The organism is Paenibacillus popilliae ATCC 14706 (assembly GCF_000315235.1).
In the GTDB taxonomy this organism is placed as follows: domain Bacteria; phylum Bacillota; class Bacilli; order Paenibacillales; family Paenibacillaceae; genus Paenibacillus_B; species Paenibacillus_B popilliae.
The window spans coordinates 38,548-53,095 of sequence record NZ_BALG01000186.1; the positions used below are offsets into that span (position 1 = coordinate 38,548).

Annotated in this window: 11 protein-coding genes, 4 pseudogenes and 1 riboswitch; of the genes and pseudogenes, 9 read left to right on the top strand and 6 right to left on the bottom strand. The window is 47.0% G+C overall.

Features of this window, described 5'->3' with window-relative positions; all coding sequences use genetic code 11:
* Positions 1-19 precede the first annotated feature (19 nt).
* Positions 20-1,015, top strand: coding sequence for a class 1b ribonucleoside-diphosphate reductase subunit beta (gene nrdF, locus PPOP_RS12845; protein ID WP_006286904.1), 996 nt, complete (start codon positions 20-22; stop codon positions 1,013-1,015).
* Between the two features lie 153 nt (positions 1,016-1,168).
* Here nrdF and brnQ read toward each other — a convergent pair whose 3' ends face one another.
* Complete coding sequence (gene brnQ, locus PPOP_RS12850; RefSeq protein ID WP_042228744.1) at positions 1,169-2,530, bottom strand: branched-chain amino acid transport system II carrier protein; 1,362 nt, start codon at positions 2,528-2,530, stop codon at positions 1,169-1,171.
* A 526-nt stretch (positions 2,531-3,056) separates the two neighbouring features.
* On the opposite strand from brnQ, the gene PPOP_RS12855 reads away from it, so the two are divergent.
* From PPOP_RS12855 to PPOP_RS12865, 5 genes are all read left to right on the top strand, one after another.
* Positions 3,057-6,053 carry a P-loop NTPase fold protein gene (locus PPOP_RS12855; RefSeq protein ID WP_042228746.1) on the top strand — a complete coding sequence of 999 codons (2,997 nt, stop codon included), beginning with the start codon at positions 3,057-3,059 and terminating at the stop codon, positions 6,051-6,053.
* A 360-nt stretch (positions 6,054-6,413) separates the two neighbouring features.
* Positions 6,414-6,521 carry a sporulation protein YjcZ gene (locus tag PPOP_RS24320; protein ID WP_234399819.1) on the top strand — a complete coding sequence of 36 codons (108 nt, stop codon included), beginning with the start codon at positions 6,414-6,416 and terminating at the stop codon, positions 6,519-6,521.
* A 211-nt stretch (positions 6,522-6,732) separates the two neighbouring features.
* A complete protein-coding gene (locus tag PPOP_RS12860) occupies positions 6,733-8,010 on the top strand; it encodes a helix-turn-helix domain-containing protein (protein WP_006286910.1) in 1,278 nt (425 codons plus the stop codon).
* A 791-nt stretch (positions 8,011-8,801) separates the two neighbouring features.
* The gene (locus PPOP_RS20660; protein WP_006286911.1) at positions 8,802-9,023 is read left to right on the top strand and encodes an aspartyl-phosphate phosphatase Spo0E family protein; all 222 of its coding nucleotides are present in this window, start codon (positions 8,802-8,804) and stop codon (positions 9,021-9,023) included.
* A 242-nt stretch (positions 9,024-9,265) separates the two neighbouring features.
* Complete coding sequence (locus PPOP_RS12865; RefSeq protein ID WP_006286912.1) at positions 9,266-10,738, top strand: protein adenylyltransferase SelO; 1,473 nt, start codon at positions 9,266-9,268, stop codon at positions 10,736-10,738.
* A 148-nt stretch (positions 10,739-10,886) separates the two neighbouring features.
* On the opposite strand, the pseudogene PPOP_RS20665 reads toward PPOP_RS12865, so the two are convergent.
* A pseudogene (locus tag PPOP_RS20665) lies at positions 10,887-11,141 on the bottom strand (M24 family metallopeptidase); the annotation flags it as partial.
* A 43-nt stretch (positions 11,142-11,184) separates the two neighbouring features.
* Positions 11,185-11,247, bottom strand: a pseudogene (locus PPOP_RS25975) (hypothetical protein); the annotation flags it as partial.
* A 475-nt stretch (positions 11,248-11,722) separates the two neighbouring features.
* Between PPOP_RS25975 and PPOP_RS12875 the strand changes: the two are divergent.
* A complete protein-coding gene (locus PPOP_RS12875) occupies positions 11,723-12,175 on the top strand; it encodes a hypothetical protein (protein ID WP_006286914.1) in 453 nt (150 codons plus the stop codon).
* 237 nt (positions 12,176-12,412) lie between these two features.
* Here the strand turns inward: PPOP_RS12875 and PPOP_RS12880 are convergent, their stop codons facing one another.
* Complete coding sequence (locus tag PPOP_RS12880; protein WP_234399820.1) at positions 12,413-12,769, bottom strand: YuzB family protein; 357 nt, start codon at positions 12,767-12,769, stop codon at positions 12,413-12,415.
* 93 nt (positions 12,770-12,862) lie between these two features.
* Here PPOP_RS12880 and PPOP_RS20670 point away from each other — a divergent pair.
* Together PPOP_RS20670 and PPOP_RS20675 are read left to right on the top strand one after the other, a co-directional pair.
* Positions 12,863-12,988 (top strand): annotated as a pseudogene (locus PPOP_RS20670) (NADH-dependent FMN reductase); the annotation flags it as partial.
* A 76-nt stretch (positions 12,989-13,064) separates the two neighbouring features.
* Positions 13,065-13,256 (top strand): annotated as a pseudogene (locus tag PPOP_RS20675) (PIG-L family deacetylase); the annotation flags it as partial.
* A gap of 47 nt (positions 13,257-13,303) precedes the next feature.
* Here PPOP_RS20675 and PPOP_RS12885 read toward each other — a convergent pair.
* Positions 13,304-13,687, bottom strand: a complete 384-nt coding sequence (locus PPOP_RS12885) for a YmaF family protein (RefSeq protein WP_006286917.1) — start codon at positions 13,685-13,687, stop codon at positions 13,304-13,306.
* Between the two features lie 282 nt (positions 13,688-13,969).
* Positions 13,970-14,139: riboswitch (M-box (ykoK) riboswitch) on the bottom strand.
* A gap of 73 nt (positions 14,140-14,212) precedes the next feature.
* On the bottom strand, positions 14,213-14,452 hold the full coding sequence (locus PPOP_RS12890; protein ID WP_006286918.1) for a hypothetical protein: 240 nt from the start codon (positions 14,450-14,452) through the stop codon (positions 14,213-14,215).
* Between the last annotated feature and the right edge of the window lie 96 nt (positions 14,453-14,548).

The following is a 14,548-nucleotide window of genomic DNA, read 5'->3' on the forward strand; positions in this document are numbered from 1 at the left end:
GTAGAAGGAGAAATCGTCAATGAAAAATTTTGAAGCAGTGAACTGGAACCGACCCGAATCGGATTATATGGAAATGCTGTGGACGCAAAATACGTCCCAGTTCTGGCTGGATACGGAGATTCCCATCTCGAAGGACTTGAAGTCGTGGTCCAAAATGACCGCAGACGAGAAGCTCGCCTACATGCATGTGCTTGGCGGCCTCACGCTGCTCGATACGGAACAAGGCAACGTCGGCATGCCAGTCATTGCGCAGTACGTAGAAGGCAAGCAGAAAAAAGCGATACTTATCTTCCAGGCCGCGATGGAAGAGATTCACGCGAAGAGCTATAGCACGATCTTTACGACGGTGGCCAGCACGGCCATGATCGATGAGACGTTCGACTGGGTGAAGGAGAACAAGCATCTGCAGAAGAAGACCGCGATCATCGATGGTCTGTACAAAGGCATTCAAGACCATGATCCGGTCAGCCTGTACAAGGCCATGGTCGCCTCCGTATTCCTGGAGAGCTTCTTGTTCTACTCCGGCTTCTTCTACCCGTTGTATTTGGCGGGACAAGGCAAAATGGTGGCAAGCGGGGAGATCATCAAGCTGATCATCCGGGACGAAAGTGTTCACGGCGTATTTGTAGGTTTGCTGGCGCAAGAAATCTACAACAAGCAGAGCACAGCCATGCAGCAGAGGCTGGCCCGATTTGTGCAAAATCTGCTGCTTGAGCTGTATGAGAACGAACTGGAGTATACGGAGCATCTGTATGATGCGATCGGACTTACGCATGAAGTGAAGAAGTATATTCGCTATAACGCTAATAAAGCGTTTATGAACCTTGGCTTCGAGCCGTATTTCCCAGACGAGGAAGTCAATCCGGTCGTGCTGAACGGGATTCGCACCGAGACAAGCACTCATGATTTCTTCTCGACGAAGGGCAGCGGTTATCAGAAAGGGAAAGTGGAGCCTTTACAGGACAAAGACTTTGCGGTGTTGAATAAGCGCGTGAAGCAATCGGAGATTTTCTAACGCAATTTCAAATGCTGATCTGCCGTTGGAGTTTCATCCACTCCGATGGGTTCACGATAATCTCTAAGTCCAACCTGGAAAGGTTTCAGGGTCCCACAAAGCCTGCATGGCGCGGGCTTTGTGGGACCCTGTTGTATTTGGTATACTGCGGTCTTAGTCTTTGTATTGCGATGACTGGGCCACGGATCGTCCGGGATTCCATATCGCTCTGATTCCCCATCCAATAAGCCCTCCTGCAAGCCCGCCGGCTATCGCCGGAACGACCCAGCCGATTCCCTGCTCATACAAAGGAAGGTGACTGAGCCACGCCGTAACCTGTTCCACCGGGACGTTGGCCTCCTTCAATCCGTCAAATAAGCTGATGAGCACGGTGCCGATAAGCGCGCCGGCATAGACGGACGAGCGCCCGCCGAACAGGCGGTGGCCCAAAGACATCAAAATTAGCACAATAGCTACAGGGTAGATGACCAGCAGCACCGGCACAGAAACCGAGAGAATAGTATTCAATCCTAGATTGGCTACCAATAATCCCAATGCGCAAGTCAGGAACGCGAATTGATGATAACTGAGCCGACGGAATAAGGTGGAAAAATACTGACTGCATGCGGATACGAGCCCGATGCAGGTCGTCAGACAGGCAAGTGTAACGATGACAGCCAACAGAATTAATCCGGACAGTCCAAACCGTTTTTGGACGATGAGCGTCAGCAACTGCCCTCCGTTTTGAGCATAGCCGAACTCAGTTACACTCGTTACCCCGAGCCATCCAAGCGCAGAATATACAAGCGCCAAGCCCGCGCCTGCGATGATAGCGGCTTGAACTGTGGCTTTCGTGATCGTGCGCTTCTCCTGAACGCCTTGTTCCCGGATCGCATGGATGACGATGATGCCGAACGCGAGCGCCGCGATCGTATCCAGCGTCAAATAGCCTTCCATAAATCCTTTGCCGCCGGGGGAAGTCGCATATTCCTGTATCGCTGGCTGCGCTTCTCCATGCGGACTCATCATCGCGGAGATGAAGAGTGCGGCGATGGAGAGGAGCAGTAAGGGCGTGAGAATCTTCCCGATACGGGCCACCAATTTGGATGGATTCAAGCAGAGCCAATAGACCAGAACAAAGAACACGAACGAATAAGCCAACAGCACCCAGCCGTTTGCCTGCAGCGGATCGGGCAGAAAGACCCGCATTCCCATCTCGAAGGACACATTAGCTACGCGCGGAATCCCCATCGCAGGGCCGATCGACAAGTAGGCGATAATGGCAAACAGGATGCCGAACTTCGGATGCACCCGGCCCGCGAGATGCTGCACATCACGGCCCGTCAGGGCAACCGCGATGACGGCGAGCAGCGGCAAGCCAACGCCGGTCAGAATGAAGCCGAGTATGGCGACGACGAAGCTGTCTCCCGCCTGCTGTCCCAATATCGGAGGAAATATTAAGTTTCCTGCACCAAAAAATAGCGAAAAAAGCATTAGTCCCACAAAAATTACGTGGCTTCCCGGTAGTGATTTCATCTTTTCTTCCCCCTAGGTCTCGACGCTTCTTTACCCAAAATGCAAAAAATCCGCCCTGCAAAGGGACGGATTGTGATCCGCGTTACCACCCATTTTCACGGAGCAAGTTCTTATGTTACCGCACCCTGCAGCTCATCAGTGACTGATATCCCATATGAATTCCGGATAACGGTGGAAGTCCGTCGCAGCTTACTCGAGTTCAGCCGCGCTTCTCAGAGAAGACCTTCAGTTATGAGCCGAACGTTGGCTTGCAGCCTATACCAACTCTCTAGGGAGCGGGATTCATAGATTACGCTACTCGTTCATGAAGTTTACGCCGAGATGCTTGTTATCTTTTCAATATAATACCACGGAGCTTGTCGATGTACAATATTTTGCAAAATATTCTGGCAGGCTCCCCCCATGATATCCCTGCTAATTCTGAAACATCTTTTTATTGGAATAATATACCTGATTGCATAGTAGACATAAGTTAGAGAGCTAAACTAGCGTTCGTGCTTATCAAGGGATGGCAGAGGAGGCGAAGATGCTAGACGCAAACGATAAGCCAAAATTAGAGAAAATAAATGATTACCTGCTCTGTAGATTTTTCTTACTTGGTGTTTTACTGGCGGAACTTGTACTTGGCTGTATCGGAGTTGTTTTCCGTTTTTACAGCAAATCCATTCATAACCAACAGGGAGCTTGGTTCTGGATGATTGGCGCGCTGTACCTTATCATCCTGGCGACCTGCTTGGTGAAGCGAAAAAGAGAGCTCTGGAGAAATACCCGTCTCATCATGCGGAGCGGGAGATATGATCTTCTTATCGTTTTCGCTGCTGGCCTGCTCTCCATGTTCTTCATTGGCGGGCTTGGAATAGGCTATCTCTGTAATTGGGTTGCTGTGCTGGCTTGGTCGCATATGGCCGTGCTGCTCTCACTTCCCCTTGTTTTCTTTGCGGCGATGATGGTGAGAGAGCGGCAGATACATCGGATGACAACGATTTCTAGAGATTCGAATTTTATCAGCGATAAAGAAGGACAGTGCAGGCAGGATGATGCGTTTGAATTTTTCGGGCTGGCCGCGAGATTTGCCGAGAGGGTATACAATCAAGGATCTCCGGAAAGCTTGGTGTTTGGAATCGATGCGCCCTGGGGAACAGGGAAATCGACCTTTGTCAACCTGTGCAAAGAACATTGGGACAACCACTACAATGATAAAATTATCGTGTACACGCTCGATCCGCTCAGATTTGAGAACAGCGGCAACCTGTTGGAGAAATTTACGGATGGCCTATTAAAGGTGATGAAAGAGAATTTTTTCGCACCGGAATTGGAATCCCTACTGGCGAAGTATGTCAAGCTATTACATGTTTCGAAGCTCACATTCTCCATGATGGGATTGCGTTTTAGGTTGCCTTTCGATAACGCCTCCATTGACAAAACCTTTGAAAGACTAGGAATGTTCCTGCGGAGCATTGATAAAAAAATCGTAATTGTTGTCGATGATTTAGACCGTTTAACCTTTTCTAATATGAAAGAGATCTTGTTTGTCATAAAAAAATCCTTTCTTCTTCCCAATTTATCTTATGTGCTTTGTTATGATACAGAGAATCTTACGGCACTCGAGCATCAAAAATTAGATACGGAAAAAATTAATGAGTTTCTGGAAAAATTTATCAACATAAAAACGAGCTTGTACATCGATCATAAATTATTATTAAAATATTTTACGGAAAACACAGATAAATCATTAGCCAGGAACCTGCTAAGCAATCCTGAATTGGTCGCCAAAGCCAGCGAGGGACTCAAGGATATCTTTCATTCCAAAGAATATGATTTATACATTCCTTTTATCGGCGATGCCAGAAAACTGAAAAGACTCATCAATACGATACTCTTGCTTGAGGTTGAACAGTTGGATTTCTCGAATTCGGATTTTGATAAGTATGATCTGATTCATTTATTAATCATCTACATCCATTATCCGAATATTTTCAGGAAAATATACAATACGGAGGCGCAGGGGAAACGAGGATTTTTTTCGCTTATTCGCAAATATGATGATGACTATCCGACAGACGATGACACGCATCGTGAAGAAGATGTCTATAAAAACTCCACAAAATATACGGCATATCTGGAAGGTCTGACTGAAAATCAAAGATTTATTGTAAATAAAGTGTTTGATGCCCAGCAAAGATTGGGATCGGTGAGGAATATTTCTCAGGAGCAATTAACTTCTTATGCTTGTTTTAATGGATCAATTTGGAGTCCCGAAGGCAGGAATCTGGAACAGTACTTAAATCTTATTATTAAAGTATCCCGTCCAGCCCACACACAGCAGTATAAATATTATGTCAATTTGAAAAATGAAATGTTACATCGAACAAGCATTACCGAGATGTTGCAGCGTGAAGAGTTTTCCTTCTCAAACGGAGAAGCCAGCCATGAAAAAATGTGGCGAATTCTAATTAATTCACCGCACAGTGAATATACACCAGAAAAAGCGAAAGAAGTCATTTCCTATGCCCTGGATTGTTTGCCGCAATATTCAAGTCTTGACATCCCCGAAATGGACGTTGGGTTTCGAAGCTTTACGCTTATTTTTTTCATTGCGAAACTGTTGGATAAAATCGGGTGGTCAGACGAGCACGGGCAGTATTGGAATAACAGTGACAACCATGTCGCTCAAATTGCGGAATGGATTTTTGGTGAAAATCAGCATCGACAGGGTGGAGTCTTGGAGAACCTGGCTCAAAAAGAAAGAGGGCTTCTTGGGCTGCGCGATTTATTACTATTCCGTTTATGCTGCTGCGCGGATAGGGGCGGGAATATGTTTAATTTGTCAAGGGCACTGTCTAAGCACGGCGGGCCACATAATCCCACGGAAGGCAGTATCAGCGAGATCGTTATCGGAGAAATGCGTGAAATCTCCCAATACATTTTCCAGGTGTTTAAAAAAAGATTTATTGATAAGCAAATCAATATTTTTGATGAAGTGATGGGGCTGGATGCAGAACAGATATGTGGCCAATCTTACGGTTATGTTACCTCTCAAATGACGGCCAGGGATTTATACCATACACTTCAAAAATGGAAATCGAGATTGCTGAACTTTATGATTTATCAATTGGGGAGCACGATCAATAACAGCGGCATACCTTGTGGTTATTACAATAAGCAAGGCGATAAAGATGGGCAAGGTATCAATAAGTCAATCAATAGCTATCTTTTTAACACTTGTTTTCATCCAAAAGCAAGCGAAAAAGGCTTTGATTATTTTTTATATTATCTTTTTATCAATTTTGAAACGACGTTCGGTCATACCAAGCATCGCGTGCCTCGCCTGGAAGGATTTATAAAGGTACTTGATAAAAAGCGCTTAAAAAATTATTGGATTGAGCATGGGGACAGTATCAAAGGAAGGCAATGGAACTGGGATGATAAGTTTTTCAGTGGCGAAGACGAGGCTTCCATTACCCACCATTTAGAAGAGACTTATAAAGTAATGGATAACTTATTGCAGCAGGATGAAACATAATTCGCAGCAGTTCCCTTTGATTCCGACGGCCTTGGAGCCGTCCTTGATCAAGACGTCCATCGCTTTGGAATGCCAGCGGAGCAGCCGAAGATCATCGAACACGTTGTGATATACATGCTCGTCCTGTACTTCGCAATGCAGGAAGTCCTGATAGATATCGACTTTGCTCCAGAATTCGGGATCATACCCAGGCTGCTCAATGCGGAGGGAATCGATAGATGTCTATATCCATGCTGTTAGCTTCCAGTGTAGCATACTTGCTGGAAAGAGCCTATTTATTTTTGTCTGGGATATAGCCAAGTCACAACGAATGCAATTTCAATACTATGAGTATGAACCTAGGGAAAGGGGGATGCTCGGATGGGTGAAGTTGCTTCTTGCGGAGTCGGTGGTCTCTGGACTTCGACGGGTGTGATTTTGGTTCTGTTCATTTTGCTTGTTATCGTTTCTCGGGCTTTAATTTTCTAATTACATTATCTTGCCGCGCCGTGGATGACTTTCATCGCATGCCCTGCTGAAGAAGCAGGGCTATTCCGTTTGACACACTATCGTATTTCCCGTTCAGGGATTCCCGCAGTTGACGAAAGTTGGAATTTTTTTTGGGTGGGGTTTGCAAGACTCGAATTTTATGGTAATCTATAAATAGTTAATTATTGCATTGCCGAAGGGAGGTGAGGCTGTGAATACCGTTGCTGCGAAGCCAAAGCGCTTGGGGGAGCTAATACAGTACTATCGGCAGAAGAAGGAAATGAGTCTATCGAAGCTGCAAGAAGCGGTTGGCCTTGATAAAGGCAGCCTGTCGAGAATTGAAAATAGCGAAATCAAACGCCCTGATTTTCAATCCATCTTGTCCATCGCTGCTGTATTAGACGTTCCCCATAATGACATCGTAGAACAGTACATCGAAATTGGACATAAATCGGAAGTTATTTACGCTATTTTACAGAACGAATTGACAACACTTGAGCATCCATCGCTAATACGAAAAATAGCCGCCAAGTTTCTTGAATCGCCAAATGAAGATAGCTTGGATGCAGTTGAGAAGTTGTATCGAACGATAGACTCCGTAAATAATCTTTCCACACAGTTATCTTTATACACACTCATCGTAGACTACTCTCGCGCTCATGGAATTATACCTTATATTGCAAAGGGATTATTTCAGAAATACATGATTGTACGAAATGATTTCAGCAGGTTGCAGGAAACGTATCAGCTAGGGAAAAATGTGCTTGACTATGTTGACTTTTTAAACGGGGAAGAGCGAGTAATCCTTTACTACTTGCTAGGCGTTCATGCATTTAGTTTATTGAAGTATGATGAATCAATACGCTTTAGTAAATATGTTATTGAGCATGATATTCCACATGGAGAGCATCGAGCGAATGCCATATTCAATGCATGCAATTCACATTACTATTTAGATGACTACGAATCCAGTAATCTTTATCTAGCTGAGTACAGAAAATTTCCTTTTACATACATCGAAGATAACGTCAAATTAATGAGTGGTTGTTTAAGTGGAAGAACAGGAAATATTGATTTGGGGATTGAACAATTAGAGAAGTATTTAACAAATCCATCTAATTACAATCTCATTTATGCTATCACAATGCTAATGGACCTCTATCTTATCAAGCGAAATTATAGTTCAGCAAAATTGCTAATGAAATTTGAACCAGAGATGGAGGCATTCCTTCAAGATCATCGAACAACTCCCGACAAACGATCGAAACTAGCACTTTATTACAAGTTGAAGGGTGACTTACTGGCTCAGGAAAATATTGAGGAGGCACTCGACTGCTACATTAAGAGTGCGATGGAGTATATGAATCTCTCCTTGCAGAGCAAAGCTTTTGAAACATTTTCTTTCGTAACGAAAACAGTGAAGCAAAGTTCTCATTTCTCTCAAAAAGCCATTCAAAAATTGAATGATGCTTTCATCTGTTTGAGTTAATAAATTTATGAAGGGATGGATGAACATGAAAAAATGGTTGTCTGGGAAAACGCTTTACATTGTCGCAGCATGCTTCTCGGTTGGTGTAGTTATGCCTCTTGGTGGTGGGGCCCCTTGGATAATAAAGAACTTAATGTAAGATGAAAGAAGACGGTAAGGTTGACTGATGGGTTTGGGGACAGCATTATTGGTCGTCCCACTGCTACATTAAGAGTGCGATGGAGTATATGAATCTCTCCTTGCAGAGCAAAGCTTTTGAAACATTTTCTTTCGTAACGAAAACAGTGAAGCAAAGTTCTCGTTTCTCTCAAAAAGCCATTCAAAAATGGAATGATGCTTTCATCTGTTTGAGTTAATAAATTTATGAAGGGAGGGATGAACGTGAAAAAATGGTTGTCTGGGAAAACGCTTTACACTGTTGCAGCATGTTTCTCGGTTGGTGTAGTTATGACTTTGGGTGGTGGAGCCCCTTGGGTAATATAAAACCAATCATGAGATGAAAGAAGACGGCAAGGTTGACTGATGGGTTTGGGGACAGCATTATTGGTCGTCCCTGTCAAGTAGCCATGAATCATAAGATATGCTGAAGCTGCGACCGTTTCACGGTATTCTACCGGGGAACGGTCGTTCGTTTCTTCTGGAAACTAAATAGATATACAATTTATACACAGCATGACGTTTTTTTGTGTTTTATGTATAATGTTGTTGCATAATAATCGGGAATCCACTCATTTTTACCAACTCCATCTATAATAAAGTTAAATCATATATTTTTTGGATGAGGTGTTAGGATGAATCGTAAATACGTATGCAAAGGTGCTTTAATACCTATAAATTATCATAATGAAAAACCTAGCTGTTTAATTGAAATTATTGAAAGTACCCGACGGGAACTTATTGAAACGGCGATCCAAAAAAGGTGTCTTACAGACGAGACTGTTGTAAGATTGAGTCAAAAGTTGGACACGTACCTATTGGAATTTCAAAGAAGGAATTGTGACAATATAGGTTGAACTATTGATTCGCCAGAACCACATCTGATTCCATTCTACATAAAGTCGATCGATAGTGTTCATTGGCTCTTCCCTTTTTCGCTCAATGTAAGCGTTGTGGAACGACCCGGCAAGCTGATGCATACTATCCAGCAATTGCTGGCCATGTTAAGTTTATCGTCAGGACCGCCTGTGCAGTAAAGCATAAGAAATGAACAGGAGCAAATGCTACATTCATGAGGACACAGGAAAAAGGAGATACGATGACAGAAAGTAGAGCAATCACGGCAGGATGGAACTTCGATAATAGTTATGCCCGACTTCCACAGTTATTTTTTACGAGACAAAACCCCACTCCGGTGCTGTCGCCGAAGCTGATCCTATGTAATGAAAAGTTCGCGGCATCGCTTGGCCTGAACGTTCAGGCGCTGAAAAGCGATGAAGGGGCGGCGGTGTTCGCCGGCAACCGAATTCCCGCGAGTGCCACACCGCTTGCCCAGGCATATGCGGGGCATCAATTCGGACATTTTACGATGTTGGGAGACGGACGGGCGCTGCTGCTTGGCGAGCAGATTACGCCCATGGAGGAAAGGTTGGACATTCAATTGAAGGGCTCGGGGAGAACGCCATACTCTCGCCGGGGTGATGGCCGCGCGGCGCTGGGGCCGATGCTGCGCGAATATATTATCAGCGAAGCCATGCATGGACTTGGCATTGGGACCACCCGGAGTTTGGCGGTAGTGATGACCGGCGAGCCGGTATACCGCGAGACCAAGCTGCCTGGCGCGGTGTTGACCCGCGTAGCTGCCAGTCATCTTCGCGTTGGCACGTTTGAGTATGCTTCCCAATGGGGCACAGTGGAAGATTTGAGAGCACTGGCTGATTATGCCTGGAAAAGACATTTCCCGGAAGTTGACGCGAACGAAAACCGGTATCTGGCCCTGCTGCGGGAAGTGGGCAAGCGGCAGGCTAAGCTGATTGCCCAATGGATGCTCGTGGGCTTCATTCACGGGGTGATGAACACCGATAATATGACCATTAGCGGCGAGACCATTGATTACGGGCCTTGCGCTTTCATGGACACCTATGACCCAGCGATGGTGTTCAGTTCCATTGACGTTCAGGGCCGCTATGCCTATGGCAATCAGCCGTATATGGCCGCATGGAATCTCACGAGACTGGCTGAGGCCTTATTGCCGCTGCTGCATGACAATCAGGAGCAAGCTGTCGAACTGGCCGAGTATGAGATTGCGGCGTTCACCAGGTTGTATCAGCGCCATTGGCTTGCGGGAATGCGGGCGAAGCTGGGACTCTTTAACGAAGAGGCTGAAGATGAGACCCTGATTGAAGAGCTTCTTGAGCTGATGCAGAAGCATTCTGCCGACTATACGAATACGTTCCGGGCCTTAACTCTGGGTGGCACGGAGGAGACGGGCCCGTTCGGCACCGGTGAATATGCGCAGTGGCATAAGCGGTGGCAGGCGAGACAGGGCAGGCAGGTGGAGCCGCAAGCCTCCTCGCAACAGCTGATGCGGGCCAGCAATCCGGCGGTCATTCCGCGCAACCACCGGGTGGAAGAAGCGATCGAAGCAGCGGTGGAGCAGGGAGGCGACAGCGTGATGGAGCGGCTTCTGGCTGTGCTTGCGAACCCTTACACGTACTCCCGGGAACAAGATGAGTACGCCACCTTGCCTGAGCCATCAGCGTGTCCGTACCGAACCTTTTGCGGTACCTGAACGATTGTCGCAAGGATATATCGAGGAGGCAGTAGGGGAACGATTGTTCTTGGCGCGCCTTCCCGATGGTGAGCGGCAGAACAGGACAGGCATTTCCGATTTCAGCGATCTTGACTTCATGCTCTACTTGATTCGTCCTGCTCTTGGGCTACAGCTTCGTCAATATTTCTGGACCGTTGTCGGTAATCGCCACGGTGTGTTCATACTGGACGCAGATCGAGTGATCCGCCGTCCGGGCGGTCCATCCGTCACTCTCGACATAGGCGTGATAGTCGCCAAAGGTCAGCATCGGTTCGATCGCGATGACCATGCCCTACTTCAATCTCGGACCCGTACCTGGGCGTCCAATATGGGGAATGGCCGGCTCTTCCCACAAATCCTGGCCGATGCCGTGCCCGGTGAATGTGCTGCTCGACCAGTCGATCAAGCGCAGTGGTTGGGATGCCTGGCTTAATCGCCTCGGCCAGCTTGGCATGGCATTCGGCCACAATGCGCCCAGCCTCTCTCATGATGCCGATTTCTTCACTCGATTTTAATCTCCTCCTGATCTTCTATCCGCTTGCAATGATTATCCCTTGAAGCCCAGCAGCTCCGCCCATGCTTCCGCGCAAGTTACGGCATCCTTATCGTCACTTGCCGCGTCTTCCTCATCGGTCGTTTCCCTCCAGCATAATGGTCCCTTTCAGATGGTTTTCCTTCGATACATCGTTCTTCACCACGCTGAAGGCGGCCTCTTTATGCTCGCAGTAATTAGAGATCAACATCGGCGCCGTTGCCTGATCCGAATCGGTATCCGGCTGATCCAGCCATACCGGAAGCGTCCGAAATTGTCCATCTGTTGCACGATCTTGCTGCGAGCCGTATGAGGGTCTTCATCCCGTACAACGATTTGACAAAAATAGAAACGTTGGTGGTATTATAAAGGAAAAAGCTACTAATGTGAGGCCATCCATATCACCACTTTACAGAATGGAGCGGATCATTATGCATTATCGAATTATGTATCCGACAAGGACGAAGGAAGTGCTTGTGGCAACCTTCCTGTTCAGTACCGCTATGCTGCATGTCGCGCTGATGTCCAAACAGACCGTTCCTATGCTGTTCTTCCTGCAAATGGCTGTCTTGGCGGTGCTCATTGGATCGCTATGTGTGGAAGTATGCGTGCGAATGAAGAAGCGAACGGCAGACATCCGAGCGGAATCGGATTTCATCACAATGCAGGGGAAGTCCATCGCGGCGGATGAAGTGGAAGAGATCGTGGTGAAGGGGTATCGCCAAGCCGCTGTAGGCATCCGGCTGAAGGGGAAGACCTCCATACCGGGCTATTGCTGCTTCCGGTTCCAGGGAGAGGAGAACGGCGGCATGGTTGAACTGGCCCGTTGGGCCGAACAGCATGGCATCCCGATGAAGCAGGGCTATTTCATGACTTGGCTGTAGTTGCTTCTATATATTTTGTCAGCCCTTATTTTATTCATATGATGAGCATCGTAGCACTGAGCACTACTTCAGTCCGTCATGCTGAACGAACCCGCTAGCTGATCCGGGCTTTACGGTTTCGACTGTCGGTCTGATCGATTTCATCGGACTCGTGCCACATATCGCCAGGACGTTGAATCGCGAATTGGGGCTTACGATCATCATCGGCAGTAACGAAGTGATGCTGCCCGTTTTTCATTATTCATCGTACATCGCTTCCTCCGCATATTCATCCAGCTCTGCCGTTACTTTCTCCTTCACACGGTTAACGCATTCGTTGAGGGAGCGGGCCGTGACGCGCTTCCCATTGACGAGCGCATAAGGCTGGCGGGCACACAGGCCGCACAGCGACAGACATTCCATGCGCAGGACAGCGATATCCGGAATCTCCGCCTCGAACTCCTCTAGAGCGGCGGAATTGATGCCGTTATTAGTGCAGATTTCCACGATGACGAAGCCCAGATTATTCATTGTATCCCCCCTTGATCGCGCTCCAGCGTATTCAGGTGCCGCCGCACAGGCTTCCGCGTCGGGAATCGCGTAATTCCATTGCATGATGCAGCTTGCCAATGCTTGTCAACAGCAATAGGCTTATTCTAACGAACGATACATACTTAGTCAACATAGAAGCTTATAATGTATTTTCATATGAAGGATTATCAGGTTCAGTTCTGCGATGGGAGAGATCCGTCGGCTTATACAGGGGAGACCAAGACCGTCATCGATATCGTGTCTTCCGCGGGCTGCTATATTATCGGGACGCCGATTTTCCAGTCCTTGAATTGCTTGGCACCGGATTGGGTATGCTAGACTCAGCTGCTTTGACAAAATCTTTCGCAACAAATATGGCATTCGCAAGGGAGAGCTGGAGGAAGCATGCCGCCGCATCGGCATTCGCGACCTGCGGATGTGGGGATACCATGACAAAACGATAGAATTCGAAGACGACGTGAAGCTCGCGGACCGGATTGAAGCCTTATTGGCGGAATTGGAGCCCGAATGTGTCTATACCTTCTATCCCGGGTACAGCGTTCATCCGGATTAAAACGATGCAGTAAGACTTCTATGCGCAGAACTGCGGGTCGTGCGTTAGCGGGAGAATTCATTCCCCGTTCGGCCCTGATAGTGATGTACGTGAGGTGTGCTTCCATTCATTGTCGTGACCCCTTCGAACATATGAATATGCCCGCCGCCAGGCAGGGGAATGGCCGGACCCGTCGTGCCCCTGAGTCGATGCGAATGTCCGGCTTCGAATGAGGTCGCCGCATGATATTGATGCGTATGTTGAACACCGCTCGGGGCTGGCTCCGTCGTTCCGGCGTATTCATGCCGATGACCGACATCCACGGACGTGACGCCGGAAAATTCATGAACATGCACGGGTCTCCCATTCCATGAAGTGATATATAACTTATGGGAATGTACGTTCCCTTCTTCGCTATGATGTACAAAGCCGGTAATCGGAATCTCCATGGTTGCAATCTCCTTCCATCGATGTTTATCCACATCGTATGTTCGGGGCCGTTCGATGTTTACAGCGTAAGCAAAGTTTTGGCTTTGAGACAAGTACCGTCCTGTGCTCAACCTCAAACAAGCAGACGGCTCTTCCTCCGTACAGAATGTTGGCGCCTATGCGGCTGATGGCTACTCGACCCACGGTCCATGGACAAATCCCCTCCTTTTTTTACAGATAATAAAAAACCCTCCAGAAAAGCTAGAGGGTTAAATACGCGCAGAAATACAGATTGCAGCGTCTTGGTTCCCCCTAGTCTAGTTTTAGCACTATACAACGTAAAGAGCGTCCGCTCTTAGCCACCTTAAGAAAAGCCTTAATCCGGCAGTTCCTGTTCTACCCATTGGCATCTTTCGATATTTCTGGGCAGTGGCCTATGTTCGTATAGGAGCCTCACCTAACGAGGATTTTATAAAATTTACTTTGTTATCATATGACTTGCTTTATCCGTTTGTCAATGATAAGGAGTGAAATGGAAATCATTATTATTTTCTTGCTCTTCTGCGCTTTCTTGTGCCGGAGCAAAATACATCCTTCTCTTTCACCGTACATACATGCTTTAATACCGGCACGCAGAAATGTTGATTAATGATTTCGATAGGGTGTATGACATCGACTTTTTGCGGATGATACGTTTTGTTGAAGACATATTGCGGCGGATCGAAAATCGCTTTACTCGGGCAGCAAAACTCTTCACCGGCATATTTTTTGTATTCATGAGTCATGAATTCCAGCTCCTCTCCTATTACTGTCGAATCTATTGGCATCATATGCAAGGTTATTTGACCTTGATTGGACATTCTTTCCGCATACAGTCACCT

What these genes read in the sequence shown, in the direction of transcription:
- nrdF (WP_006286904.1), top strand. Translation starts at nt 20, where the DNA reads ATGAAAAATTTTGAAGCAGTGAACTGGAACCGACCCGAATCGGATTAT.
- PPOP_RS24320 (WP_234399819.1), top strand. Translation starts at nt 6,414, where the DNA reads ATGGGTGAAGTTGCTTCTTGCGGAGTCGGTGGTCTCTGGACTTCGACG.
- PPOP_RS12855 (WP_042228746.1), top strand. Translation starts at nt 3,057, where the DNA reads ATGCTAGACGCAAACGATAAGCCAAAATTAGAGAAAATAAATGATTAC.
- PPOP_RS12865 (WP_006286912.1), top strand. Translation starts at nt 9,266, where the DNA reads ATGACAGAAAGTAGAGCAATCACGGCAGGATGGAACTTCGATAATAGT.
- PPOP_RS12885 (WP_006286917.1), bottom strand. Translation starts at nt 13,687, where the DNA reads ATGGAGATTCCGATTACCGGCTTTGTACATCATAGCGAAGAAGGGAAC.
- brnQ (WP_042228744.1), bottom strand. Translation starts at nt 2,530, where the DNA reads ATGAAATCACTACCGGGAAGCCACGTAATTTTTGTGGGACTAATGCTT.
- PPOP_RS12875 (WP_006286914.1), top strand. Translation starts at nt 11,723, where the DNA reads ATGCATTATCGAATTATGTATCCGACAAGGACGAAGGAAGTGCTTGTG.
- PPOP_RS12880 (WP_234399820.1), bottom strand. Translation starts at nt 12,769, where the DNA reads ATGCAATGGAATTACGCGATTCCCGACGCGGAAGCCTGTGCGGCGGCA.
- PPOP_RS20660 (WP_006286911.1), top strand. Translation starts at nt 8,802, where the DNA reads ATGAATCGTAAATACGTATGCAAAGGTGCTTTAATACCTATAAATTAT.
- PPOP_RS12890 (WP_006286918.1), bottom strand. Translation starts at nt 14,452, where the DNA reads ATGACTCATGAATACAAAAAATATGCCGGTGAAGAGTTTTGCTGCCCG.